Source organism: Paraburkholderia terricola (genome assembly GCF_003330825.1).
Lineage (GTDB): Bacteria > Pseudomonadota > Gammaproteobacteria > Burkholderiales > Burkholderiaceae > Paraburkholderia > Paraburkholderia terricola.
Map to the genome: position 1 here is coordinate 1,208,527 of NZ_CP024942.1, position 23,549 is coordinate 1,232,075.

The 23,549-nt window shown below is 64.5% G+C and carries 24 protein-coding genes; 17 read left to right on the forward strand and 7 right to left on the reverse strand.

Going from position 1 to position 23,549, the window contains the following annotated elements:
* Positions 1 to 97: 97 nt before the first annotated feature.
* A complete protein-coding gene (locus CUJ90_RS24015; protein ID WP_114164073.1) occupies positions 98 to 2,476 on the forward strand; it encodes a GNAT family N-acetyltransferase in 2,379 nt (792 codons plus the stop codon).
* 119 nt (positions 2,477 to 2,595) lie between these two features.
* Here the strand turns inward: CUJ90_RS24015 and CUJ90_RS24020 are convergent, their stop codons facing one another.
* The gene (locus tag CUJ90_RS24020; RefSeq protein WP_073431301.1) at positions 2,596 to 3,141 is read right to left on the reverse strand and encodes a hypothetical protein; all 546 of its coding nucleotides are present in this window, start codon (positions 3,139 to 3,141) and stop codon (positions 2,596 to 2,598) included.
* A gap of 125 nt (positions 3,142 to 3,266) precedes the next feature.
* Positions 3,267 to 4,061 carry an IclR family transcriptional regulator gene (locus CUJ90_RS24025; RefSeq protein ID WP_073431302.1) on the reverse strand — a complete coding sequence of 265 codons (795 nt, stop codon included), beginning with the start codon at positions 4,059 to 4,061 and terminating at the stop codon, positions 3,267 to 3,269.
* 266 nt (positions 4,062 to 4,327) lie between these two features.
* Here CUJ90_RS24025 and CUJ90_RS24030 point away from each other — a divergent pair, with 266 nt between their 5' ends.
* The 9 genes from CUJ90_RS24030 (at position 4,328) to CUJ90_RS24070 (ending at position 13,317) form a co-directional block, all read left to right on the forward strand.
* Positions 4,328 to 5,377 (forward strand): sugar ABC transporter substrate-binding protein, encoded by a 1,050-nt coding sequence (locus tag CUJ90_RS24030; protein WP_083081823.1) that lies wholly within the window; start codon positions 4,328 to 4,330, stop codon positions 5,375 to 5,377.
* A complete protein-coding gene (locus tag CUJ90_RS24035; protein WP_083081821.1) occupies positions 5,374 to 6,894 on the forward strand; it encodes a sugar ABC transporter ATP-binding protein in 1,521 nt (506 codons plus the stop codon). The genes CUJ90_RS24030 and CUJ90_RS24035 overlap by 4 nt, the downstream gene beginning before the upstream one ends.
* Positions 6,884 to 7,933, forward strand: a complete 1,050-nt coding sequence (locus CUJ90_RS24040; protein WP_083081820.1) for an ABC transporter permease — start codon at positions 6,884 to 6,886, stop codon at positions 7,931 to 7,933. The genes CUJ90_RS24035 and CUJ90_RS24040 overlap by 11 nt, the downstream gene beginning before the upstream one ends.
* A 31-nt stretch (positions 7,934 to 7,964) precedes the next feature.
* Positions 7,965 to 8,291: a UxaA family hydrolase gene (locus CUJ90_RS24045; RefSeq protein ID WP_083081818.1), complete on the forward strand. Its 327-nt coding sequence runs from the start codon at positions 7,965 to 7,967 to the stop codon at positions 8,289 to 8,291.
* A gap of 42 nt (positions 8,292 to 8,333) precedes the next feature.
* Complete coding sequence (locus CUJ90_RS24050; RefSeq protein WP_083081817.1) at positions 8,334 to 9,647, forward strand: UxaA family hydrolase; 1,314 nt, start codon at positions 8,334 to 8,336, stop codon at positions 9,645 to 9,647.
* 97 nt (positions 9,648 to 9,744) lie between these two features.
* Entirely contained in the window at positions 9,745 to 10,785 is a 1,041-nt protein-coding gene (locus CUJ90_RS24055) for an aldo/keto reductase (protein WP_083081815.1), read from the forward strand.
* Positions 10,786 to 10,792: 7 nt separating this feature from the next.
* The gene (locus tag CUJ90_RS24060; RefSeq protein ID WP_083081814.1) at positions 10,793 to 11,623 is read left to right on the forward strand and encodes an amidohydrolase family protein; all 831 of its coding nucleotides are present in this window, start codon (positions 10,793 to 10,795) and stop codon (positions 11,621 to 11,623) included.
* A gap of 41 nt (positions 11,624 to 11,664) precedes the next feature.
* Entirely contained in the window at positions 11,665 to 12,408 is a 744-nt protein-coding gene (locus tag CUJ90_RS24065; protein ID WP_073431310.1) for an SDR family oxidoreductase, read from the forward strand.
* A gap of 60 nt (positions 12,409 to 12,468) precedes the next feature.
* Positions 12,469 to 13,317 carry an ureidoglycolate lyase gene (locus CUJ90_RS24070; protein WP_114164074.1) on the forward strand — a complete coding sequence of 283 codons (849 nt, stop codon included), beginning with the start codon at positions 12,469 to 12,471 and terminating at the stop codon, positions 13,315 to 13,317.
* 25 nt (positions 13,318 to 13,342) lie between these two features.
* On the opposite strand, the gene CUJ90_RS24075 is transcribed toward CUJ90_RS24070, so the two are convergent.
* Positions 13,343 to 13,777 (reverse strand): PaaI family thioesterase, encoded by a 435-nt coding sequence (locus tag CUJ90_RS24075; protein ID WP_073431312.1) that lies wholly within the window; start codon positions 13,775 to 13,777, stop codon positions 13,343 to 13,345.
* A 272-nt stretch (positions 13,778 to 14,049) separates the two neighbouring features.
* On the opposite strand from CUJ90_RS24075, the gene CUJ90_RS24080 reads away from it, so the two are divergent.
* Positions 14,050 to 15,672: a methyl-accepting chemotaxis protein gene (locus CUJ90_RS24080; protein WP_114164687.1), complete on the forward strand. Its 1,623-nt coding sequence runs from the start codon at positions 14,050 to 14,052 to the stop codon at positions 15,670 to 15,672.
* A gap of 112 nt (positions 15,673 to 15,784) precedes the next feature.
* On the opposite strand, the gene CUJ90_RS24085 is transcribed toward CUJ90_RS24080, so the two are convergent.
* Positions 15,785 to 15,988 (reverse strand): cold-shock protein, encoded by a 204-nt coding sequence (locus CUJ90_RS24085; RefSeq protein ID WP_007178724.1) that lies wholly within the window; start codon positions 15,986 to 15,988, stop codon positions 15,785 to 15,787.
* Positions 15,989 to 16,206: 218 nt separating this feature from the next.
* Here CUJ90_RS24085 and CUJ90_RS24090 point away from each other — a divergent pair, with 218 nt between their 5' ends.
* Positions 16,207 to 16,482 carry a hypothetical protein gene (locus CUJ90_RS24090; RefSeq protein ID WP_083081812.1) on the forward strand — a complete coding sequence of 92 codons (276 nt, stop codon included), beginning with the start codon at positions 16,207 to 16,209 and terminating at the stop codon, positions 16,480 to 16,482.
* A gap of 53 nt (positions 16,483 to 16,535) precedes the next feature.
* Here the strand turns inward: CUJ90_RS24090 and CUJ90_RS24095 are convergent, their stop codons facing one another.
* Positions 16,536 to 17,651: an AGE family epimerase/isomerase gene (locus tag CUJ90_RS24095; protein WP_083081811.1), complete on the reverse strand. Its 1,116-nt coding sequence runs from the start codon at positions 17,649 to 17,651 to the stop codon at positions 16,536 to 16,538.
* A gap of 158 nt (positions 17,652 to 17,809) precedes the next feature.
* On the opposite strand from CUJ90_RS24095, the gene CUJ90_RS24100 reads away from it, so the two are divergent.
* From CUJ90_RS24100 to CUJ90_RS24115, 5 genes are all read left to right on the forward strand, one after another.
* Entirely contained in the window at positions 17,810 to 18,496 is a 687-nt protein-coding gene (locus CUJ90_RS24100) for an MgtC/SapB family protein (RefSeq protein ID WP_114164075.1), read from the forward strand.
* Positions 18,497 to 18,627: 131 nt separating this feature from the next.
* A complete protein-coding gene (locus CUJ90_RS24105) occupies positions 18,628 to 19,965 on the forward strand; it encodes a hypothetical protein (RefSeq protein WP_114164688.1) in 1,338 nt (445 codons plus the stop codon).
* 219 nt (positions 19,966 to 20,184) lie between these two features.
* The gene (locus CUJ90_RS24110; protein WP_083081808.1) at positions 20,185 to 20,493 is read left to right on the forward strand and encodes a hypothetical protein; all 309 of its coding nucleotides are present in this window, start codon (positions 20,185 to 20,187) and stop codon (positions 20,491 to 20,493) included.
* Between the two features lie 190 nt (positions 20,494 to 20,683).
* Positions 20,684 to 20,842, forward strand: a complete 159-nt coding sequence (locus tag CUJ90_RS32900; RefSeq protein ID WP_167363282.1) for a hypothetical protein — start codon at positions 20,684 to 20,686, stop codon at positions 20,840 to 20,842.
* Positions 20,843 to 21,271: 429 nt separating this feature from the next.
* Positions 21,272 to 21,586, forward strand: a complete 315-nt coding sequence (locus CUJ90_RS24115) for a hypothetical protein (protein ID WP_083081806.1) — start codon at positions 21,272 to 21,274, stop codon at positions 21,584 to 21,586.
* A gap of 114 nt (positions 21,587 to 21,700) precedes the next feature.
* On the opposite strand, the gene CUJ90_RS24120 is transcribed toward CUJ90_RS24115, so the two are convergent.
* Both CUJ90_RS24120 and CUJ90_RS24125 read right to left on the reverse strand, forming a co-directional pair.
* Positions 21,701 to 22,345, reverse strand: coding sequence for a helix-turn-helix transcriptional regulator (locus CUJ90_RS24120; RefSeq protein ID WP_114164076.1), 645 nt, complete (start codon positions 22,343 to 22,345; stop codon positions 21,701 to 21,703).
* A 174-nt stretch (positions 22,346 to 22,519) separates the two neighbouring features.
* Positions 22,520 to 23,488 carry an ornithine cyclodeaminase family protein gene (locus CUJ90_RS24125; protein ID WP_114164077.1) on the reverse strand — a complete coding sequence of 323 codons (969 nt, stop codon included), beginning with the start codon at positions 23,486 to 23,488 and terminating at the stop codon, positions 22,520 to 22,522.
* Positions 23,489 to 23,549 lie beyond the last annotated feature (61 nt).

Here is a 23,549-nt window from a genome sequence, read left to right on the forward strand (position 1 = left end):
CGGTTCGAGAAGCCCCCGCGCAAGCCGCCGACTTCGCCTATCCTGACGAAGACATGCGCCTGCCTCCGGCGCGCCACTCTCCATTCGCGGAGCGCCCGTGACCGTTCGCAATCTCGATGCCTTGTTCCGACCCAAATCCGTCGCCGTGATCGGCGCGTCCGAGCGGCCGGGCAGCACCGGCGCGATGGTGTGGTCGCGCGTGCTGGAAGGCGGCTTTGGCGGCCCGCTCTGGCCGGTCAACCCGAAGTACGAAACGCTCGGCGGCCACCCGGTTTTCGGCGACACCGGCGATCTGCCGCAAGCGCCCACCGTCGCGCTGATCTGCACGCCGCCCGATACGTGGCCCGGCATCATCCACAAGCTCGGCGGGCTCGGCACGCGCGCGGCGATCATCGTCGGCGAGGCGCGTTGCGATGCCGACCGGCTGCATCTGCGGCACGCGCTTTCGGCGGCGCGGCCGAATCTGCTGCGCATCGTCGGGCCGGGCAGCCTCGGCGTGGTGTCGCCGGCGCTGCGCGCGTATTTCGGCGCGCCTTCGTGCACGGTCAAGGCGGGCGGCGTCGCGTGGGTGTCGCAATCGAACGCGCTGACCAATGCCGTGCTCGGCTGGGCGCACGCGCGCGGGCTCGGTTTTTCGCATGCGGTGGCGCTCGGCGGCGAGGCCGATGTGGACGCCGGCGACGTGCTCGACTATCTGGCGAGCGACCCCGGCACGCGCGCGATTCTGCTCGAACTGGATACGGTGCGCGCGGCGCGCAAGTTCATGTCGGCGGCGCGCGCGGCGGCGCGTAACAAGCCGGTGCTGGCGTTGCGCTCGGGCCGTGCCGATCCCGCCGACGGCCTCTACACCGCCGCATTCCGCCGCGCGGGCATGGTGCGCGTCGACGCGCTCGACGATCTGCTCGACGAGATCGAGACGCTCGGCGTGGGCCGCGTCGCGGCCGGCGCCACGGCGACGCTGATCACGAGCGACCGCGGCCTTGCGACGCTCGCTTGCGACGCCTTCGCCGCCGCAGGCGACACGCTCGCCGCATGGCCCGCCGCCGCCGACGCGGCATTCGCCGAAGCGCTGCCGTATGCGGTGACGGGCAATCCGCTGCGACTCGGCGACGACGCGCGGCCCGAGCATTTCGGCACCACGCTAAAGATACTCGCGGACCACCGCGGCGCGGGCACGGCGTTCGTCGTTCATGCGTCGACGCATGGCGCGCCGGTCGGCGAGGTCGCGCAGGCGTTGATCGCGAATCAGCGCTTTGCGTATCGCGGCTTGCTGGCATGTTTCTTCGGCGGCGTGGACGCGGCGACGCGCGACGCGCTGCATGCGCAAGGCATTCCGGTTCATACGACGCCACAGCGGCTCGCGCGCGCCTTCGCCCGTCTGGTCGACTACCGGATGGGCCGCGAGTTGCTGATGCAGACGCCGGAGGGACTGCCGGCGCGGATTCCCGAGGCGATCGACGCCGCTCAGGCGCAGGCGCGCGCGGCGCTTGCCGCGAATGCGGATCGACTCGCCGGCGAGGCGGCGGCGCAGTTGCTCGAACGCTTCGGGCTGCGCGTGGAAGCGGCGGAAAGCGCGGCGGCCGCCGCGCCGAATTCCATTGTCGACATCACCGTCGAACTTCACGACGACGACAACTTCGGCCCGGTGTTCCGTTTTACGGCGCCGTCGGCCGACGGCGTGTCCGAGCCGCTGCGCGTCTACGGTTTGCCGCCGCTCAATCCGACACTCGCGCGGGACATCGTCACGCGCTCGCCTTATGCGCGGCTGGTAGCACCCGAGCCGGTATTGGCCGCGCTCACCGCGCTGTCGCAGGCGGTGTGCGACGTCAAGGAAATCGTCGGCCTTGCGCTGACGCTGCGCGTATTCCGCGACCACGTCACGGTGCTTGCCCCGACGCTCAGCATCGCGTCGACGCGCAGCCGTCTCGCCATCGTGCCGTATCCGCGCCGCTTCGAGGAGACGTTGGAGTGGCAAGGCGTGCGCATGACGGTGCGGCCGATCCGCCCGGAAGACGAGGCGGCGCATCACGATTTCGTCGAGGCGATGACGCCCGAGGATTTGAGGCTGCGTTTTTTCGGCGCGGTGGGCAGCTTCGATCATTCGCAACTCGCGCGCATGACGCAGATCGACTACGACCGCGAAATGGCGCTCATCGCCACCGTGCAAACCGACGAAGGTTTCGCGCGGACGTTGGGCGTGGTGCGCGCGGTTGCCGATCCCGATAACGAAACCGCGGAGTTCGCGGTTGCAGTGCGCTCGGACCAGAAAGGCCGGCGCCTTGGACAATTGCTGATGGACCGCATCGTCAACTACGCAAGGGTGCGTGGCATCCATTGGCTGGTGGGCGAGGCGCTGCGGGAGAACACGCCGATGATCGCGTTGGCGAAAGCCAGTGGCTTCACCGTGACGCCGACGGAGGATCCGGGTGTGGTGGGCTTCAGGATGGCGTTGGATGAGCCCGGTTCGCAGCAGTAACCGGCGGCGCGGCGCGCTCTTGAGAGATGCTCAGCGCCGTGCCGCTTCTGGAACGCGGCAATGACGCCGATAGGACCGTCCGCGACGAATCGCGGACTTGCACGCGTGAATGCCTGAACTTACGCGGCCAGCTTCCCCGCCGCTTCCTCAACCTGCGTGCGCGTCACCGACAACTCTTCCAGCCACGCATCCGCATACACAGCGCCGGTCTCGCGTTCCAGGCGCGCGATCGTCGCCGCGCAACGGTTTGCATCCTTCGGCGTTGCGATGAACGACTTCACCGATTCACCCGCCTTGAACGCATCGAACAGCGGCACGCGAATCTCGTCCGGCAGCGCACGCGTCGTCCACTGGTACGGCTTGCCGTTGAACGTGAACGACGGCGGCAGCACGCGCTCTTTCCTGGCCGCCGGAATCAGGCCGTAAGTGCGCGCGGCGTCGCCGATCTGCTCGGCTGAAAACAGCTCGTCCGGGCTGATGTCGAATTGCTGAATGAAGGTTTCGATGCTTTGCATCGCCGCGGCGCGGTCGTCGCGGCGCTTTTGCGCATGAGCGACGATGTCGCGCAGTTCGTCGGCTTCTTCAGGCGTGATCGTGAAGCTCGACTGCTTCTGCTGGAGTTCGGAAAAACGCTGGAATTCGGAATCGGTCAGAAGTTTCGCCATTGCTTATCGATGAGCGGCATGAGGAACCCCATGCGGCGTGATTTTTGAGGGGTCGCCATTCTAAACCATGCGCGAATGCACGCGATGTTCAACGGCTTGCCGTGCGCATGCTGCGTGCGCGAGCATCACGCTAGACGGACACTCTCCCGAAACATCGACAGCGCCTGCACCGTCTCGCGCAGCAGCGCGGTCGCGACTTCGAGCGTCGGCGCGACGTATTCGTCGATGCGCCGCAGATACGGGCAGGTCAGCGCCGCGATCGCCTGCCCGGACGGTCCTTGGATCGGAAACGTGAGATCGGTCACGCCGAAGATCTGCTGGCTGTCCTTCTGCGAAAAACCCGCCGCGCGAATCCGCTCGCACGCCTCTTCCAACGCCTCACGGTCGATCGTGACCTCGCCCTTCACCTTGGTGTGTTCGGCGAGCATCTGTTCGCGTTGCTCGATGCTTTGAAACGCGAGCATCACACGGCCCGAGCCGGTGTCGATCAGGCCCACCCGCGAACCGAGCCGCACCGACATGCCCCACGTGCCCGGTCCATCCACTTGCGCGATCACCAGCAGATTGCCGCGGTCGTACACGACGAGATGACATGACTGCTCGGCGGCATCGGCAAAGCGCAGCATCAACGGCAGCGCTTCGGAGATGAGCCGGTTCATCGGCGGATGACGATGCGCGAGCGCGTACAGCTTCAGGCTCAGCGAATAGCGGTCGCCCGCCGCCGAGCGCACGACATACTGCCGCGCGACCAGCCGTTCGAGCATCCGATACATCTCGCTCGCGTTGCGTCCGAGCAGCTTGGTGATCTCGGCGCGCGTCAGCCCCTCTTTCTGCTCGGCGAGCAGTTCGAGGATGTCGAGACCCTTATCGAGCGCGGGGGCGCGATAACGGTCGGCGTCGTCTTTGTCTTCTACGTCCATCGTGAGCGAGTTCTCGTGTCGTTTTCGCATTATCTGGCGCGAGAGGGTCGGTGCGTACTGAATCTTGTGCGATGCAGCGCTTGTCCAGGGAAAATACGGACGATTGGTGCAGTGCACTTCGCTTGACTTGGGAAAGTTCGTATATGAATAATACGTTCATTGGTGAATGAGCGCACGCCAATACTTCATAAAAGCGCAGGACGCAGTGTCGGCCATCCTCGGCCGGATCACGCAGTTCAACAACGCATATAGGACAGGAGACAACCATGTCGTTTGTGAAAAGGCCGCTCGCGGCCCGTCGTTCATTCAGGAGTTCGCTCTTCACCGTGGCGGCGGCAGCGTGCGTCGCCAGCTTCGGCTTCACCGGCGCTGCGCAAGCCGCCGAGACCGGCAAGATCGGTCTCGATCTGCCGCTGCTGACCTCGCCGTTCTGGCAGTCGTACAACACCTATTTGCCCAAGTACGCGAAAGACATGGGGCTCGACATCCTCGCGCCCGTCAATTCGAACGGCGATCCGGTGCAGCAGATCACCGACATGAACAACCTGTTGAACCTCGGTTCGAAGGGCATCGTGGTCGGCCCGCTGGATTCGGCGGCGATCAGCCGCGCGCTCGATTCCGCCGCGGCCAGGAATGTGCCCGTCGTCGCCGTGGACGTCGCGCCGACGCAAGGCAAGGTCGCGATGGTGGTGCGCGCGGACAATCGCGCGTACGGCGAGAAAGCGTGCAAGTACATCGGCGAACACGTGAAGTCGGGCAAGGTCGTGCAGATCATGGGCGACCTCGCATCGGTGAACGGGCGTGACCGCTCGGAAGCATTCCGCTCCTGTGTGAAAGGCTATCCCGGCTTGACGCTGCTGGAAATTCCGGCGAGCTGGAAGGGCGACGTCGCGGCCACCGCGCTCGACAGTCTGCTTACCGCCAATCCCGACGTGAAGGGCATCTACATGCAGGCGGGCGGCGTTTATCTGTCGCCCACCCTGCAAACCCTGCGGCGCAAGCAGATGCTGTTTCCCGCCGGCGACGCGAAGCACGTCGTGATCGTCAGCAACGACGGCATTCCCCAGGAGTTCGACGCGATTCGCCGCGGCGACATCGACGCAACGGTTTCGCAGCCGGCCGATTCGTATGCGAAATACGGCCTCTTCTACATCAAGGCCGCGTTGGCCGGACAAACCTTCAAGCCGGGCCCGACCGATCACGGCAGCAACATCATCCAGCTGGCGCCGGGCATTCTCGAAGATCAATTGCCCGCGCCGCTCGTCACGAAGTCGAATGTCGACGACAAGGCGTTGTGGGGCAACACGGTCAAATGAACGCGCCGACGCCCTCCGTGCCGGTCGTCGAAGCGTTCGAAGTCACCAAACGCTTCGGCTCCACGCCCGCGCTGAAAGACGTGAGCATCCGCGTGATGCCCGGCGAGTCGCATGCGCTCGTCGGGCGCAACGGGGCCGGCAAATCGACGCTGGTGTCGATCCTCACCGGCCTGCGCAAGCCCGATACCGGCGAGGTCCGTTTCAGCGGCGCGGCCGCGCCGTCGATCGCGGATCGCGACGCGTGGCGCGAGCGCGTCGCCTGCGTTTATCAGCATTCGACGATCATCCGCGATCTGAGCGTCGCGGAGAACCTGTTCATCAACCGGCAGCCGTTGCGCGGCGGCGTGATCGACTGGCAAGCGATGCGCCGCGACGCACGCAAGCTGCTCGACCACTGGAAGATCGACGTGCGCGAGGACGCGCGCGCCGGCGATCTGACGGTGGAAGCGCGGCAACTCGTGGAAATCGCGCGGGCGCTGTCGTACGGCGCGCGCTTCATCATTCTCGACGAACCCACCGCGCAGCTCGACGGCGACGAGATCAAGCGCCTGTTCCGGCGCATCAGCGAGTTGCAGCGCGAAGGCGTGACCTTCCTGTTCATCTCGCACCATCTGCAAGAGGTCTATGAGATTTGCCAGGCGGTGACGGTGCTGCGCGACGCGCGGCATATCGTCAGCGCGCCGGTTTCCGCGTTGCCGCGTGAGCAGTTGATCGAAGCGATGACCGGCGAACGCGGCGGCCTCTCGGTCGCCGACGCGGCGGCGCGCGACGCGTTGCCCGCCGATACGGCCGTCGCGCTGGAAGTGAAGGAGTTGGCCGGTTCCGATTACGAAGACGTGTCGTTCACGGTCAAGCGCGGCGAAGTGGTCGGCCTGACCGGCGCAACGAGCAGCGGCCGCACGAGCGTGGCCGAAGCGATTGCCGGTTTGCGCGCCGCGAAGCGCGGCACGATCAGCGTGGATGGCGCAAGCCTGCCGCCCGGCGACGTGCCTGCGGCTTTGGCGCGCGGCATCGGCTGCGTGCCGAAGGACCGTCATCACGAAGGCCTGGTGCTGACGCAATCGGTGGCGGAAAACGCGTCCATGACGATCGCGCGCATGCTCGGCAAATTCGGCATCGCGCCGCCCGCGAAGAAGAACGCCTTCGGCCAGAAGATGATCGACGCGCTCGGCATCGTCGCGCAAGGCCCCGAGCATGTCGTATCCGGGCTGTCGGGCGGCAATCAGCAGAAGGTGGTGATGGCGCGCGCGCTAGCCACCGACCCGAACGTGCTCGTGCTGATCGACCCCACCGCGGGCGTCGACGTGAAATCGAAAGAAGCGTTGCTCTCCGTCGTGGACCGCGTGCGCGAGGAAGGCAAGGCCGTGCTCGTCGTGTCCGGCGAACTCGACGATCTGCGCACCTGTGACCGTGTGCTGGTCATGTTCCGTGGCCGTGTCGCGGCCGAATTTCCCGCCGGTTGGCAGGACCACGATCTGATCGCATCCGTTGAAGGAGTCAGTCTCCATGAAGAATAGTGTGCCCAGTCCCGCGTTCGCCGCGGCTCCCGGCCAAACGCAGCCGGCCGTGAAAGCGACGCGCGGCAAGCGCGCCCGCAGCGAATTGGCGCGCTTGCGCGAGCTGGCGTTGCTGCCCGCGCTTGCCTTGCTGATCGTGATCGGCGCGTTCGTCAGTCCGAGTTTTTTGACCAGGGCGAATCTGATCAGCGTGCTGGGCGCCTCGGCGGCTCTCGCGCTGGTCGTGCTCGCCGAATCGCTGATCGTGCTGACCGGCAAGTTCGATTTGTCGCTCGAATCGACCGTCGGCATCGCGCCCGCCGTCGGCGCGATGCTGGTGATGCCGGCAATGTCCGCGGGATTCGGCACGCAATGGCCCGCGGCGGCCGGCCTGCTCGCGATCCTCGCTGTCGGCGCCGTGATCGGCTTCATCAACGGCTTTCTGGTGGTGCGTTTGCGGCTGAATGCGTTCATCGTCACGCTGGCCATGCTGATCGTGCTGCGCGGCATGCTGGTGGGCGCGACCAAGGGCGGCACGCTGTTCGACATGCCGCCGTCGTTCTTCTCGCTCGCCACCACGATCGTGCTCGGCCTGCCGCTGTCGGTATGGCTCGCGGCGGTGGCGTTCGCGATCGCGGCGTTCATGTTGCGCTATCACCGCCTCGGCCGCGCGTTGTATGCGATCGGCGGCAATCCGGAAGCGGCGCGCGCGGCGGGCATTCGCGTCGAGCGCATCACGTGGGGCGTGTTCGTGCTCGGCAGCATGCTCGCGGCGGTGGGCGGCTTGATCGTGACCGGCTATGTCGGCGCGATCAACGCGAACCAGGGCAACGGCATGATTTTCACGGTGTTCGCGGCGGCGGTGATCGGCGGTATTTCGCTCGACGGCGGCAAGGGCTCGATGCTCGGCGCGCTTTCCGGCGTGCTGCTGCTCGGCGTCGTGCAGAACCTGCTGACGCTCGCCCAGGTGCCGTCGTTCTGGATCCAGGCGATTTACGGCGCGATCATCCTCGGCTCGCTGATGGTGGCGCGGCTTGCCAGCGGCGAAGGCCAGAACTAATTCGAAAGACGATGCCTGACGGAGAACTCACTTGACCAGCCGCCCATTGCAAACCGATCCACGCCTGATCCTGCTCAGTCCCGCCGATAACTGCCTGATCGCGGCGGCGCGTCTCGATGCGGGCACGCAAGTGGAGATCGAAGGCGCGCTCGTAACGCTTACGAAAACCATCGAGCTCGGTCACAAGGTGGCGCGCCGCGAACTCGCGAAAGACGACAAGGTGCTGCGCTACGGCGCGGTCATCGGCCACGTGACCGAAGCGGTCGCGCCCGGCGCGCATCTGCATACGCACAACCTCGAAAGCGATTACCTGCCGACGTACACGCACGACGCGGGACACGAGTTCGTACATCACTGATTTGCGCTCAATGACGCGGCCTTGCGCCGCGCTGGAACGATCATGACTGACACTTCCGTAGCATCTGTCGCCGCACAGCAACCCATGCTGCAAGGCTATCCGCGCCGGGACGGCCGCAAGGGCATCCGCAATGTGGTCGCGGTGGCGTATCTGGTGGAGTGCGCGCATCACGTCGCGCGCGAGATCGTCACGCAGTTTCGCGAGCCGTTCGACGCCTTCGACGACGCTTCCGCCGAGCGCGAACCGCCGGTGCATCTGATCGGCTTTCCCGGCTGCTATCCGAACAGCTACGCCGAAAAGATGCTGGAGCGGCTTGCCACGCATCCGAACGTGGGCGCGGTGTTGTTCGTGTCGCTCGGTTGCGAGAGCATGAACAAGCATTACCTCGTGGACGTGGTGCGCGCGAGCGGCCGTCCCGTCGAGGTGCTGACGATCCAGGAAAAGGGCGGCACGCGCAGCACGATTCAATACGGCGTCGACTGGATTCGCGATGTGCGCAAGGAGCTCGCCGCGCAACGAAAAGTGCCGATGGCGCTCTCCGAACTGGTGGTCGGCACCATTTGCGGCGGCTCGGACGGCACCAGCGGCATCACGGCGAACCCGGCGGTGGGCCGGGCGTTCGATCATCTGATCGACGCGGGCGCGACCTGCCTCTTCGAGGAAACCGGCGAGCTGGTGGGCTGCGAGTTTCATATGAAAACGCGCGCGGCACGGCCCGACCTTGGTGACGCCATCGTTGCGTGCGTCGCGAAGGCCGCGCGCTACTACTCGATTCTCGGGCACGGCAGTTTTGCGGTCGGCAATGCGGACGGCGGCCTCACCACCCAGGAAGAAAAGTCGTTGGGCGCGTATGCGAAGAGCGGCGCGTCGCCGATTGTCGGCATCATCAAACCCGGCGATATTCCGCCGACCGGCGGCCTTTATCTGCTCGACGTGGTGCCCGACGGCGAGCCGCGCTTCGGCTTTCCGAACATCAGCGACAACGCGGAGATCGGCGAACTGATCGCCTGCGGCGCGCATGTGATTCTCTTCACGACCGGACGCGGCTCGGTGGTCGGCTCGGCGATTTCGCCGGTCATCAAGGTCTGCGCGAATCCGGCGACGTACCGCAACCTCGCCGGCGACATGGACGTCGACGCGGGCCGTATTCTCGAAGGCCGCGGCACGCTCGACGAGGTTGGCCGCGAGGTGTTCGAGCAAACGGTGGCGGTGTCGCTCGGCGCGGCGTCGAAATCGGAAACGCTCGGTCATCAGGAATTCATCCTGACGTACAAGACTTTTGAACCGGTTGGGCCGGCGTGCTTGCCGTCGAGCGCCGCGGCGCCGCATCGCGTGGTTGCGATCGAGCCGCATTGAGCGGCCGGACCGCGGTCCCTCCGCAGGCGGTTCGCACGCGCGGCGGGCATATTTGGCTCGCGCGTGCTAAAACACGGTGAAACAGGAGACAGCTTCAATGACGGCAGCGATCGGTTCGAAGGTCGGGCGGCGGCGCGGCGTTGGCCGCACCGCCTTGCAAGTGACAGGATTGGGACTCGGCACGGCGCCCCTGGGCGGCCTCTATCGCGATCTGTCCGACGAGGAAGCGCACGCGACCGTCGCCGCCGCGTGGGACGCCGGCGTGCGTTACTTCGATACCGCGCCGCATTACGGCAACACCAAGGCCGAGCATCGGCTGGGCGACGCGTTGCGCCGCTATCCGCGCGGCGACTATGTGTTGTCCACCAAGGTGGGCCGCCGCTTCGTGCCGCGCACCACGCCTTACGAGGGCAAGGAAGGCTGGCAAAACCCGCTGCCCTTCGAAGCGATCTACGACTACACGCACGACGGCATTCTGCGTTCGTTCGAGGACAGCCAGCAGCGCCTCGGCATCGTCGATATCGACATTCTGCTGGTGCACGATATCGGCCGGGCCACGCACGGCGACGAGAACCCCCATTACTGGCGGCAACTGACCGAAGGCGGCGGCTTCCGCGCATTGGACGAGCTGCGCTCGGCGGGCGCGATCAAGGCCGTCGGTCTCGGCGTGAATGAAGGCGCGGTAATTCTGGAAGCGATGGCCGAGTTCGATATCGATTGCGCGTTGCTTGCAGGCCGGTATACGCTCCTCGAGCAGACCACGCTCGACGATCTCTTGCCGGCCTGCGAGAAGCGCGGCGTCAGCATTCTGTTAGGCGGCGCGTTCAACTCGGGCATTCTGGCCCGCGGCGTCGAGGGCGATCTGAAATTCAACTACGGCGATGCGCCGCGCGCGGTGATCGAGCGCGTCGCACGGCTGCAAGCGGTGTGCCGCGAACACGGCGTGCCGCTCGCGGCCGCCGCCTTGCAGTTTCCGTATGCGCATCCGGCGGTCGCCACCGTGCTGACCGGCGCGCGCAGTGCCGACGAATTGCGCGAGAACGCCGCGTCGTTCGAGCAGCCGATCCCCGCGGAATTGTGGTCCGCGTTGCACGACCAGGGCTTGCTCGACCACCGCGCGCCCGCGCCAGAGGATTGATCCGACGATGCATATCGATGCCCACCAGCACTACTGGGACCCCGCCCGCGGCGACTACGAGTGGCTCACGCCGGAACTGCAGATTCTTTACCGGACGTTCGGCCCAACGGACCTCAAACCATTGCGCGAAAGGGTGGGCATCGAGCGAACGGTGGTCGTGCAGGCGGCGCCGACCATCGACGAGACGCGTTATCTGCTGGACATGGCGCGCAACGAGCCGTCGATCGCCGGCGTGGTGGGCTGGGTGCCGTTGCTCTTGCCGACCGCGCCGGCCGTCATCGACGCCTTCGCGCATGAACCGAAGTTCAAGGGCGTGCGGCCGATGCTGCAGGACTTGCCGGACGACACGTGGATCGCCAATCCCGACCTCGCGCCGGCGATCGAAGCGCTGATCGCGCACGACCTCGCATTCGACGCGCTGATTTACGCGCGCCACGTCGAGCCGATCGAAGCCTTCACGGCGCGCTTTCCGGCGCTGCGCATCGTGGTCGATCACGGCGCCAAGCCGCCGATCCGCTACGGCCGCGCCGCTTGGCAAGCATGGGCCGACGCGATCACGCGGCTCGCAAGGCTGCCGCAGGTGCATTGCAAGCTGTCGGGCCTCGCCACCGAAGCCTCGCCCGGCTGGACCGAGGAAACGCTGCAACCGTATGTCGAGCATCTGCTCGCCGCGTTCGGTCCGGCGCGTTTGATGTGGGGCAGCGACTGGCCCGTGCTCGATCTGAACGGCGACTATCTGCTGTGGCACTCGGTGGCGAGTACCTTGCTCGCGTCCTTGAGCGACGCCGAGCGTGAAGCGGTTTTCGGCGGCAACGCCGCCGCGTTTTATCGGCTTTGAGCATACGAAGACACAAGAAGCCCATTCAACTGGAGTCGTAGATGACACAAAGACTGGCCGGCAAGACGGCCCTGATTACCGCAGCGGGACAAGGCATCGGTCTCGCCACCGCGGAACTGTTCGCGCGCGAAGGCGCGCGCGTGATCGCCACCGATATCCGCATCGACGGACTCGCCGGCAAGCCGGTCGAAGCGCGCAAGCTCGACGTGCGCGACGACGCGGCGATCAAGGCGCTGGCCGCGGAAGTCGGCGCGATCGACGTGCTGTTCAACTGCGCGGGCTTCGTGCACGCCGGCACGATTCTCGAATGCACGGACGAAGACTGGGATTTCGCCTTCGATCTGAATGCGAAGGCGATGTACCGCATGATCCGCGCGTTCCTGCCGGCGATGCTGGAAAAGGGCGGCGGCTCGATCATCAATATGTCGTCGGCGGCGTCGAGCGTAAAGGGCGTGCCGAACCGCTTCGTGTACAGCGCGTCGAAGGCGGCCGTGCTCGGCTTGACCAAGTCCGTCGCGGCGGATTTCATCACGCGTGGTGTACGCTGTAACGCGATCTGCCCCGGCACGGTGGCTTCGCCGTCGCTCGAACAGCGGATCGCCGAGCAGGCCGCGGCGCAGGGCGCGACGATCGAGGCGGTGCAAGCCGCCTTTGTCGCGCGCCAGCCGATGGGCCGTATCGGCAAGCCCGAGGAGATCGCCGCGCTGGCGCTGTATCTCGCGTCCGACGAATCGTCGTTCACCACGGGTCACGCGCATGTGATCGACGGCGGCTGGTCGAACTGACCCGCACCGGCACCGAGATTCGAACCGAATATCACTGAACGTATAAAGGGAAGTGCACCGATGAAACTGCTTCGTTATGGGCCGAAGGGCCAGGAAAAGCCGGGCTTGCTCGACGCGCAAGGCAAGCTTCGCGATCTGTCGAACGTGGTCGCCGATATCGACGGCGCCGCGCTGACCGACGCGGGCCTCGCCAAACTGCGCGCGCTCGATCCGGCTTCGTTGCCGCTGGTGGAGGGCAATCCGCGCATGGGCCCGTGTGTCGGCAAGATCGGCAAGTTCATCTGCATCGGCTTGAACTACGCGGACCATGCCGCCGAATCGAATCTGCCGGTGCCGCCCGAACCGGTGATTTTCAACAAGTGGACGAGCGCGATTTCCGGCCCCAACGACGACATCGAAATTCCGCGCGGCTCGAAGAAAACCGATTGGGAAGTGGAACTGGGCGTGGTGATCGGCAAGCCGGCGAAATACGTCGACGAAGCCAACGCGCTCGATTACGTCGCGGGTTACTGCGTGATCAACGACGTGTCGGAACGCGAATGGCAGATCGAGCGCGGCGGCACGTGGGACAAGGGCAAGGGCTTCGACACATTCGGCCCGATCGGCCCGTGGATGGTCACGCGCGACGAAGTCGCCGATCCGCAGAACCTTAGCCTGTGGCTCGAAGTGGACGGCCACCGCTATCAGAACGGCAACACCAGGACGATGGTGTTCGGCGTCGCCAAGCTCGTGTCGTATGTGTCGCAGTGCATGAGCCTGCAACCGGGCGACGTGATTTCGACCGGCACGCCGCCGGGCGTCGGCATGGGCGTGAAGCCGGATGCGGTGTATCTGAAGCCGGGGCAGACAGTGCACCTGGGTATCGAAGGATTGGGCGAGCAGACGCAGCGCACTTACGCGGCGGAGTAAGCCGTCGGCCGGCGCGTGGATTTTTTCAACCCGCCGGCTCGTGCTCGCCGCTGTCGCTGATCCGGTTGACCGTGCCTTGCGCCACGGCGATCAACTTTTCACGGTCGCCTTCCATCACATAGACGTTGCACTGGCAGGTCGCCTGATAGCGGCCTGCGTAGACCACCTTCGCCCGCGCGATCAGCGTGCCGTTCATTGCCGGCCGCAAATAGTTGATCTTGAATTCGCCGGTCACCACCTTCGGCCCTAGCGACAACGCCCCGGCGAACGTCAGCGCGTTATCGGCGAGGTAGCTGATGACGCCGCCATGCACGAAGCCATGCTGCTGCCGCAAGTCGTCGCGGATCGGCAGGCACAACGTCAGTTCGCTGGTGCCCGTGTGCATCAGGTCAGCGCCCAGCAGCATGCTGAACGGCTGGGCATGCAGTGCGCCGCGCGCCCGGTCGAGTAGGTCGGTCATCGTGATTCCTTCGGTGAGCCCCGCGGTGGTGGGTACTTGCACTGGCCTGCGTCATGCAGTTCCCTACCCACTCTAGGAAGCGCCGACGCACCGCGTCAAGCTGAATCGGAAATATGTGCTCGACACGCGTGCGCAAAGTGACGCGAATTTCGAAGTTAGCCGAGGTAAGGAGGATGTAAGGCGATTTTTGACGACATTGGCCTTAAGCAAGGCGTTGCTGTGCCGTTAACCCTGACGTAGCTCCCGTTATTCTCTGCTTTCAGGTGTTCTCGATGTTCAGCAAGATCAAGGTCGCCTCTGGCCTGTTGTGTGTTCTGGCCGCGTTCTGCGTATTCCAGCTTGTTACCGTGGGTTTGGGTTTCTGGTCGCTTACCCGCTCCCATGACGACGTCGGCGACCTGTCGAACATCGCGTTGAAGCAGGTGGACGCGGTCAATGAAACGACCCAGCATTTGATGGACGCGCGGATCAACCTCTCGCGCGCCGGTACGCGCATGGTGCGCGGCGGCGCCGAGCCGACCGACATCGTCCAGCATGCCCGCGAACAGCTCGCGGCCGCCGATCAGTCGTTCGGTGCGTTCATGAACGCGCGCAAGACCAGCGATGAAAACAGCACTCGCGCCACCGCGCTCGCCGATCGCTATAAAAAGCTGCATGACGCGCTGGCCGAACTCGTGCAGTTTCTCGATGCGAACAATATTCAGGCTTTCCTCGATCAGCCGACCCAGTCGTTCCAGGACGCGTATCTCGTCGAACTGCGCAACTTCGTGCAATTCGGCGACGCGGCGAGTCGTGTGTCGCTCGATTCGATCGACGCGCGCATGGAGATGTTCCGCGGCGTGAGCCTCGTTATCCTGCTGCTGCTGGTGGTCGGCACGGCTGCGGTGTATGCGGCGCTGCGGCGCGGCGTGGTGGCGCCGCTGGAGGAAGCCGGCCGTCACTTCGAGCGCATCGCGCAAGGACGACTCGACCAGCCGATCGCCGCGCGTGGCACCAATGAAATCGGCCGTCTGTTCTCGGGCCTCGCGAGAATGCAGGCGAGCGTCGCGCGCACCGTGCAAACCGTGCGCGAATCCGCCGACTCGATTCACCTGGGCGCCGACGAAATCGCGACCGGCAACGCGGATCTGTCCGCGCGCACCGAAAACCAGGCGGCGTCGCTCGAGGAAACCGCGTCGAGCATGGAAGAGTTGACCGCCACCGTGCGCCAGAACGCGGAGCACGCCCGCGAGGCCAATGCGCTCGCCTCGACCGCGCTCGAGGCGACCTCGCGCGGCAGCGAAGTGGTCAACGAGGTGGTCGACAAGATGCGCGGCATCGCGCAAAGCTCCGACAAGATCGCCGAGATCATTTCGGTGATCGACGGCATTGCGTTCCAGACCAATATTCTTGCGTTGAACGCGGCGGTGGAAGCGGCGCGCGCCGGTGAGCAGGGGCGCGGCTTCGCCGTGGTGGCGGGCGAGGTGCGCGGGCTGGCCCAGCGCAGTGCGCAGTCGGCGAAGGAGATCAAGACGCTGATCAGCGAATCGGTCGCCGAGATTCAGGGCGGCTCGGCGCTCGTCGAGCATGCCGGCGAAGCGATGAGCAACGTGTCGGCATCCATCTCCCGTGTCACGCAGATGATGGCGGAAATCAGCGCGTCGTCGCTCGAGCAAAGCACGGGCATCGAGCAGGTGAACCAGGCGGTGGTGCAGATGGATGAGATGACGCAGCAGAACGCGGCGCTCGTTGAAGAGGCGGCAGCAGCGGCAGCTTCGCTGCATCAGCAGACGCAGGAATTGAAAAAGGCGGTTGCCGTGTTCGAAATTTCTGAATCTGTGTTGCGCACGCAACAAATCGAGGGACCGCGCGGACAGACGGCGGGGTTCGAGTTGGCCGGAATGCGCGCAATTTAACCGCGCAGGCGCTCAAAAAGAAGGCAATGAACCAAAGAAAATGGCCCGCGTTCGCGGGCCATTTTGCATCAGACGCAAGCGCCTAAGGGTGCCTCAAAGTACCTGACGGTACTTAGGCCGGCTGGATGTTCGCAGCCTGCTTGCCCTTCGGGCCTTGCTTAACTTCGAACGTCACCTTCTGGTTTTCCTGCAGGGACTTGAAGCCGCTGCCTTGAACTTCCGAAAAGTGCGCGAACAGGTCTTCGCCGCCGTCGTCCGGCGTGATGAAGCCAAAGCCCTTTGCATCGTTAAACCACTTCACAGTACCTGTTGCCATTTTTAATCCAGTAAATGTTGTGTATTGCATTCGCGACCGCTATTTCTCAACACGAGATCGAGCGCGAAGTACGAGTTGTATCACGTCTTTATGACGGATGCCAATCAACCAGTATTCGGGTATTCCCAGGTTCGTGCCTTTTGGGAGCCCTGAAAGCGTTTTCAGGAGCGCTTCGGCTGGTAGGGTAAACTGGTCGCCTTACTCTTCCAGGAAAAACATTGACACATTATCTGCAGGAAGAACTCACCTCGTTCTGGAGTCGTTTGACCCCCTATCTGGCGATATTGGAGTCCAAATCACCTCAAGAGGGCGCACCGGACCCGGTCGGCCGCATCACCGTCGACAGCGAGGAACGTCAGGCCTTTGCCCTTCACACCACCGACCGGAAGCCGCACGGCGACACGTCGGATACCCCCACCGGACACAGCGCGACTTATATGCGTTTTAAATCCGCCGACGCGACCTGGGGACCGTGGCAGCGCGAAGAGTACTGATCGACTGGCGGGCGGCGGCGCGAGTACCCGCCGCCTGGTCTGATCGACTTTGCTCAGTCCGGTAACGCCTCGTAGGCGGTTGCGAGGTGATACGGCGTGGTCGACGGCATGTCGGCGCGCGCCACCTCCCCGGCCGGCGTCTTGCACTCGAACCAGCCCTGCGAACGCAGGAAGCGTTGCTGGAACAACTCGATTTGCCGCGGCAGCGCGGCGAGCGAGGCTGGGTTGTCATGACTTGCCAGCGCGCGCAAGTATTCCGTTTGAGCCCAGATGCGCTGGGTCGCGTCCTTGATCGTGCCGGTTTCGTCGAGCGATGCGTACACGCCCCCCGTTTGCGGGTCCACGCCACATTGCTGCGCGAAGGCGAAGGCGCGCGCGAGTGCTTCGTCAAGCCCTGAAGCTTCGAACAGGTCGGGCGCCTGCTTGACCAGCCAGTACCACTCGAACTGATGACCCGGCTCCAACCGGTTATCGTCGGCGCCGATCGGCAATTCGGCGATGCAACCCGTGGGCGCATGCACGAAATGACGCGCGACGGCGCCGGCCAGGCGATGCAGCGCGGCGTCGAACGCGTTGTCGCGCGTGGCCTCGCGTGCGGCCAGCCAGGCTTCGGTCAGATGCATCAAGGGATTCTGGATCGGCGTGCCGCTCACCCCGGCGAAGTCCGCGGTGAGCGCGGCGTTGAACAGATCGTCTTCGGCGAGGAAGTTCGACTGAATCAGCGCTGACGTGCGATGCACGGCTTCCAGCGCGTCGCGATTGCCGGAGCGCCGGCCGTATTGCGCGCACGCGAATACGATGAACGCATGCGTGTAAAGGTCTTTGGTAGTGTCGAGCGGCGCGCCTTGCGCGTCGACGCTATAGAACCATCCGCCGTGGCGTGTGTCCTGAAAGGTGTGCATCAGCGAGTCGAACAGCACCTGCGCATGGGCCGCATCGCCTGCTTGCGAGAACACGAACAATTGTCGCGCGCATGCCATTGCCCGATAGCGTTCGGCGGGCAGCGGCCGGTGGTCGTCGGCGCTGACGGCTTCGTAGGGCAGCTTCAACCCGGCGTTGAAACCCGGTCCGCGCCACAGCGGCAGCACGACGTTCGTAAAGTGATCGCGCAGCGCACCTGCAAGAGCGGTCGTGGAGGTGGCGGTGGCGGAAGTTTTCGTGCTCGGCATGGTCAGGTGGATCAAACGCGGTGTTTCAAAGCGCCCACGGACGTGGGCGGTCGCTGTCGTTGCGACGTGCGGCCTAGGATAAAGCAAACGCGTTCCACTGACACTCCGTAACGGGGGCACAAACGCTTCGAATAATTTCAGGCAAGGAGGACAGAACAATGTTGCCGAACCTCGAACTCCTCTCCCGTCTGGTGTTGGCCGCGGCGCTCGGCAGCGTGATCGGCTTCGAGCGCGAGCGGCTTTCGTGGGCCGCCGGCTTGCGCACGCACATGCTGGTGTGCGTCGGTTCGGCGCTCATCATGATCGTCTCGGCATACGGCTTCGCCGACGTGCTGAACAACGAACACGTCGTGCTGGATCCGTCGCGGATGGCCGCCCAGGTCGTGTCCGGCATCGGCTTTCTCGGCGCGGGCTCGATCCTGCTGCGCGGCGAGATCGTGCGCGGACTGACCACGGCGGCGAGCCTCTGGTCGGTCGCGGCAATCGGCCTCGCGGTGGGCGGCGGACTGTACACGGCATCGATCGCGGCGACCATCATCATTCTGATCATCCTCGCCGGCATCAAGCCGCTCGAGCGCCGCTTCATCACCGTCAAGCAGCGGCGTCAATTGACGATGATCGTCGAGCGCGGCGCCATGACGTTCCATTCGCTGCACGACGAACTCGGCGCCGCGAGTCCGCGTGTCAAGCAGTTCGTGATGCAGCAAAGCGACGACGAACCCGAGTGCGACGAGGTGATCATCACCTTGCACCGCGTATCGAACGCCGAATACGAGGCGATCTGCTCACGCTTGCGGCAATTGCGTGGCGTCAAGCACTTCAGGCAGGACGACGCGTCGTCCTGAAGCGCAAAATCGTCGGCGAATGGCTTCAGGACGTGCGGGCGGCCATGCGACAATGCGGGCTCGAAAAATTCCAATGGCATTCACGAGCGGTGCCCGGCGCCCGCTTTCCGGCGACGACCGCTTTTTTCTTTATGGCAGATTCCGCAGCATCCACGCAGTCCCGGCCTCCGCGCGCCGCTTCCAGGAAGCGGCGTCAGGCCACCGTCTCGACCGAAACCGAAAACAAGCTGGCACGCGCCGCGCGTTCGGCACAACGCCTCGCGCAACTGAGCGACGCCACCCGCGACGACAGCACGCTCGACCTGTTCCCCGACGACCCCACCCGCGCCACGCTGGAAGCGATGAACATCGACATCCGCCAAGGCACGCTGCATGGTTTCGAATTGCCCGACGTGGTGTTGGCGGCGGTCGGCGCAATTGAAGCCGGCGACGGCGCGCCGCTGGACGCGAAGGCGGCGCGCCGCGCGCCTCGCGCCGCGAAGTCCGATGAACCGGTGCCGGTGAATGCGCAATTGAGCGGACTGGAAACGGAGCCGTTGCCAGTGACGGGTTCGTCGGCTGACGGGCTGACCGTTGCTGATGTGACGCCGATCGCGGGCTTGACCGCTGAAGAAAGATCAGCGACATCGGCGGCGGCGCGCGACGCGGCGCCGCTCACGCCAGCCATGGCGGCAGCGACTGTGGCGCGCAGCGTGACCGCGCTGCGCCAGGCGGCCGAGCCGGGCGCGACGGCGGCGGATCATGTGCGTGAATCGGTCACGCGCGGCGGTCAACCGCAGCCGCGGTCCGCGGCGGCTGCGGCTGCGACCAAAGTGGCGGCCGCCTCGCTGGAAACGTCCGATGCCGAAGTTGCGAGCGCGCCTGCCGACCGTACTTCGCCGGAATCAGGCGCGGTGGCTGCGGAGCGCAAGCCGTCGGTCAACGCATTCGCCTCCGCACGCATGAATGCCAGCGCCAGCGCCAACTCAGCCTATGCCGCACCCTTGTGGGAAGCCCAACGCGCCGAAGCATCGGCAGCCGCACAGCGCGCCGCGCCCGAACTCGACCGCGCGCGGGCGACCGCCTTCGCCGATACCGTCGACGCCCTGTATGGCGTGATCGCCGATCAGCGTCGCGCCGCGACCGACCACTCGCGTCGTATGAAATGGATGTTGTCGATCGTGGTGGGCGCGTTGCTCGTCACGGTCGCCATTGGCATTACGCAGACCGCGCTCCTGATGCGTCTGACGCGCGAGACCACCGCCCAGCAGCATCGCATCGAAGCGTTGATGCAGAACCAGCAGGCGGCCATGACCAGCCTGCTCGACACACACATGGCAATGGCCAGGGCAGCGGCAAGCGAAGCCGCATCGGCCGCCGCAGTCGCGGCAGCGCCCGCCGCGACTCAGCAGGCTGCGGCCACGCCGGCTCAGGCGAAGCGTGCCGCGCGAGCGCACGCGCATAAGCCGAAAGCAGCCATCTCCCACTGAAAATGGGACGCCGCGCCGGCGACAAGCCGGCCGCGGCCGCCCATTTCAACGCCCCGTCTGATCGCAGGTTCTGCCGCTTAACGCGTTCGTCGCCGGATAGGCGCCGTAAGGCGCCGCCCGCCGCCGGCGCATCGCTCCTGCAAATCCCCGCGTTTACACTCCTAGTGCTGTTGCGAAGCCGGACCGGATACGCCAGCGCCTCTTCTGACGGGAGCCACCATGCCGACTAGCGAACACAAATTTTCCATTGAGGAACTGTTGACCGCGCTCATCCGCGACAAGGGCATCCACGAAGGGTTTTGGGCCTTGAACGTGGAATTTTCCGCGACCGGCGCCACGGTCAAGCCGCAAGACAACCCCGCGCGGACGCTGCCGGGACTGATCGTGTCGATGAATAGCGCCACGCTGATACCGGCTGCAAGCGCGGCGGCGGGCGCCGTCGACGCCGCGGTGGTCAATCCGCGCAAGAGTATGGAGAGCGCAAAACCGGTTCGCGCCAAAAGGCAGCCGGCAAGGACGCTTCAGTAGGCCATCCTTTTCGCCCCGGATTAGGAAAACAGGGACGTTGTCATGATGCAACGCATCATTGCTTGGAAGCCCGTGGCAGCGCACCGCGCCCCGAAGATTGTTGCATTGCACTAGCTTTTGCCTAGGGAAAACCCTATAATTATTCTTAAGGGAAAACCCTAGCAAATGCAGTAACTAACCGGGAGTCGCCATGAGCTTCATTTTTGCACTGTTCCAAAAGGTCAGCGACCTCTTTGCGTCGCCCCATCTGCCGCTCGATTCGGACTATTCGTACGCAGCGCGTAGCCGCGAAGCCGAGCGTGTTCGCAAGGCACAAGCTACGTTGTTCGGCATCAAGCTGAGCGACTAAGAGCCAAGCCTCAAAGCCCAGCGCGGAGCGCCGCGCATGGGTCGCGCACCCGGGTGCGCTCGCATCACTGAAGCCACGGCCCGCGAAACGCGGGCCGTGGCTTTTGTTTATGCGGCGGATTCCGCTGCGAATATTTCCCTGCGGAAATGAATGTAACGGCGGAACGTCGCGGGGCTTTCTACAGGGCCGCCGTGCGGCGCGGACGTTTCACCGCGCACGGCGTTGCAGCGGGGTATTGAACCTGAAAACGGGCGCTACCCTCGGTCACCGCCTTTGAAATGTGCGCTTACACGTGCTCACGTATTCACGCGGTTCGTCCCGTTAAAGTTGGTCTCAAGCGCACGGCGTCCGATTTGGGCTCGACATGGCGGTTAAAGGTCGACCGAACCCCAACGCCGGCTTGATACGAAACCTTGACGGGAGCTCACTATGAAAACCTTCAACAAGACATCGCGTTCGATTATTGCGACCCTGCTCGCGGGCGGCACATTGCTCGCGGCCGGCAGCGCGTTCGCGCAGGAACGCGTGGTCATCGGGAATGGCCCGGCACCTGTGGTTTATGGTCAGCCGCACATGATGCCGGTAGGCGTGTCGATCGACATCGGCTGGCACGGCGATCGTTACTACGACGGTCGTCGCTACTGGGATCACGACGAGTGGATGCGCCATCATCCGCGCGACTACGATCCGCGCCACCACGGCCGCGACGATCACAACGATCATCGCCCGCCGCCGCGCTATTAATGCGCGCATAACGACGCCGCTCGAAGCGGCGCGAAGTCCGCAAAGCCGGTCTCGCCGCGCAAGACCGGCTTTGTCACGCTTGGATTGGAAGAGGCGTGATCAACGCCTCCATTTTCAAGCTGCCGCGCCCCGCAAATCTCTGATGTGTTGGTACACGGTCGCGCGCCCCATCCCCAGCACGTTGGCGACATAGTTTGCCGCGCTCTTCCCCTTGAACGCCCCTTCGGCCCATAACGCTTCGACCAGTTCGCGGCGGTGATCGCGCGTCAGCGAGTTCAATGCCAACTGGCGTTCCTGAAGCCACGCGTGAAGAAAGGTGTTGATGCGTTCCTGCCAGTCGTCCTTGAACAGCTCCTCGGGCTGCCTGATCACGCCGGCGCCGGAAATCACGCGGTCGATCACATGTTTCACGTCCTCGAAAACCGCTATGTTGTAGTTGACGCACATCACGCCGACGGCGCTTCCCGCGTCGTCGAAGAGCACCGTGCTGACACAGCGCATCCGCCTGCCATCCCAGTTGATCTTTTCGTATGGACCGATCGTGCCCGACTCGGCTGAATGGTCGATTTCCTCGAGTGCCGATTCGTCGCCGAGTTCGCGCTTGGACAGATTGTTCGCGATGTAGGCGATCGTCTGGCTTTGCAAGTCGTGAATGACGATCTCGACGTAAGGGAAAAAGAGCAGCGCGATACCGTCGGCGACACGGCCGTATCGATCCAGAAGAAGCCGGCGTGCGGCCGTTGTCTTGGTCTTTCGCATGGGGATGGGTCGAATTCCAGTTTTCGGAAACTCTGGCAACGTGTTGCGCCACGTGCCGCGAGCTTTGCGTTCCACGATTATTTTGCCACGCGGAACCACGCCGCCATTAGCCACACGCTTTTGCCGCATTCATCCCGAACCGAACGAAACGCTCGAACTGCGACAGCGTCTTTGTCACGTTGACGGGCGGCGAAGGTGCCGGAACAACTCGAAGGCGATTGCAACATCTTCGAGCCCGAGTCCGATCGAACGAAAAAAAGCGTGCTTCTGGTAAGACGGCTTTAAAGCCACGCCGGAGACAAGTTCGGGCAGATCGCCGAGCACGCTTTGCGCAGACCAGCCGTGCTGCTGCGCGGCCAGCTTCAATTCGCCCGCGCTCGCCGGCGTGGTTTGCCGGTAATCGCAATAGACATCTACGTGCGGAATCCAGGCGGGCGGAATCTCATGCGCGTTGGCGGCGTTCGTGCTGATCGACGTGATGAGCGCCGGTTTTGTCAGCATGCTTTCCGACAAGACAGGCGTAGCCGAGGATGTGCACAAGGCCACGACATCGGCATCGCTCAGGCAATCTTCCATCTTCGTGCAAATCGTCACGCGCTCGTCGAGCGCCGCAACCGTTGCGCGCTTTGCCTCGTCCTTATCGAGCGCCGGGGAAAACACGCGGATCGAGTCCCACGCCCGCAGCGGTGCGAGATGACGCACGTGCGCTTGAGCGACCGCACCCGCGCCGACGATAGCAAGCCGGCGCGCGTTCGATGCCGCCAGGTGCTCGACGGCCAACGCAGTCGTGCCGGCGGTTCGCTCGACGGTGAGCAGCGCGGAGTCGCACCACATCAGAGGCTGTCCGGTTTCCATCGACATCAATGCCGTCCACGCCGTGATGACCGGCTTCGATTCGGTCACGATGTACGGCGACAACTTCGCTCCGAACACCTTGGCGTGCGCCATCGCACCGAGGTAGGTGATGAAGTCTCCCTGACCCTGGGGAAACGGACTCAGCGTTTGAGGTGGTTGGACGGCCGTGTCGTTGCCCAGCGAGTGAAACACCCGCGTCAGTGCACGTCGCACATCCAGGTGGGGTAGCGCCTCGCGTACCGCGTCCTCGTGGACTATCAACGGGCTTGTCTTGTCTGCGTTGCTCATTGGCCTGCTCTCCCAGATCGCCTTCGGGCGTTGCTGCGATTCTATGTTCAAAATGTCCAGT

Excerpts from the sequence above, each read along its gene's own strand:
- CUJ90_RS24020 (WP_073431301.1), bottom strand. The coding sequence starts at position 3,141 with ATGGCGAAACTTCTGACCGATTCCGAATTCCAGCGTTTTTCCGAACTC.
- CUJ90_RS24025 (WP_073431302.1), bottom strand. The coding sequence starts at position 4,061 with ATGGACGTAGAAGACAAAGACGACGCCGACCGTTATCGCGCCCCCGCG.
- CUJ90_RS24030 (WP_083081823.1), top strand. The coding sequence starts at position 4,328 with ATGTCGTTTGTGAAAAGGCCGCTCGCGGCCCGTCGTTCATTCAGGAGT.
- CUJ90_RS24035 (WP_083081821.1), top strand. The coding sequence starts at position 5,374 with ATGAACGCGCCGACGCCCTCCGTGCCGGTCGTCGAAGCGTTCGAAGTC.
- CUJ90_RS24040 (WP_083081820.1), top strand. The coding sequence starts at position 6,884 with ATGAAGAATAGTGTGCCCAGTCCCGCGTTCGCCGCGGCTCCCGGCCAA.
- CUJ90_RS24050 (WP_083081817.1), top strand. The coding sequence starts at position 8,334 with ATGACTGACACTTCCGTAGCATCTGTCGCCGCACAGCAACCCATGCTG.
- CUJ90_RS24055 (WP_083081815.1), top strand. The coding sequence starts at position 9,745 with ATGACGGCAGCGATCGGTTCGAAGGTCGGGCGGCGGCGCGGCGTTGGC.
- CUJ90_RS24060 (WP_083081814.1), top strand. The coding sequence starts at position 10,793 with ATGCATATCGATGCCCACCAGCACTACTGGGACCCCGCCCGCGGCGAC.
- CUJ90_RS24065 (WP_073431310.1), top strand. The coding sequence starts at position 11,665 with ATGACACAAAGACTGGCCGGCAAGACGGCCCTGATTACCGCAGCGGGA.
- CUJ90_RS24070 (WP_114164074.1), top strand. The coding sequence starts at position 12,469 with ATGAAACTGCTTCGTTATGGGCCGAAGGGCCAGGAAAAGCCGGGCTTG.
- CUJ90_RS24075 (WP_073431312.1), bottom strand. The coding sequence starts at position 13,777 with ATGACCGACCTACTCGACCGGGCGCGCGGCGCACTGCATGCCCAGCCG.
- CUJ90_RS24080 (WP_114164687.1), top strand. The coding sequence starts at position 14,050 with ATGTTCAGCAAGATCAAGGTCGCCTCTGGCCTGTTGTGTGTTCTGGCC.
- CUJ90_RS24085 (WP_007178724.1), bottom strand. The coding sequence starts at position 15,988 with ATGGCAACAGGTACTGTGAAGTGGTTTAACGATGCAAAGGGCTTTGGC.
- CUJ90_RS24095 (WP_083081811.1), bottom strand. The coding sequence starts at position 17,651 with ATGCCGAGCACGAAAACTTCCGCCACCGCCACCTCCACGACCGCTCTT.
- CUJ90_RS24100 (WP_114164075.1), top strand. The coding sequence starts at position 17,810 with ATGTTGCCGAACCTCGAACTCCTCTCCCGTCTGGTGTTGGCCGCGGCG.
- CUJ90_RS24105 (WP_114164688.1), top strand. The coding sequence starts at position 18,628 with ATGGCAGATTCCGCAGCATCCACGCAGTCCCGGCCTCCGCGCGCCGCT.
- CUJ90_RS24110 (WP_083081808.1), top strand. The coding sequence starts at position 20,185 with ATGCCGACTAGCGAACACAAATTTTCCATTGAGGAACTGTTGACCGCG.
- CUJ90_RS32900 (WP_167363282.1), top strand. The coding sequence starts at position 20,684 with ATGAGCTTCATTTTTGCACTGTTCCAAAAGGTCAGCGACCTCTTTGCG.
- CUJ90_RS24115 (WP_083081806.1), top strand. The coding sequence starts at position 21,272 with ATGAAAACCTTCAACAAGACATCGCGTTCGATTATTGCGACCCTGCTC.
- CUJ90_RS24120 (WP_114164076.1), bottom strand. The coding sequence starts at position 22,345 with ATGCGAAAGACCAAGACAACGGCCGCACGCCGGCTTCTTCTGGATCGA.
- CUJ90_RS24125 (WP_114164077.1), bottom strand. The coding sequence starts at position 23,488 with ATGAGCAACGCAGACAAGACAAGCCCGTTGATAGTCCACGAGGACGCG.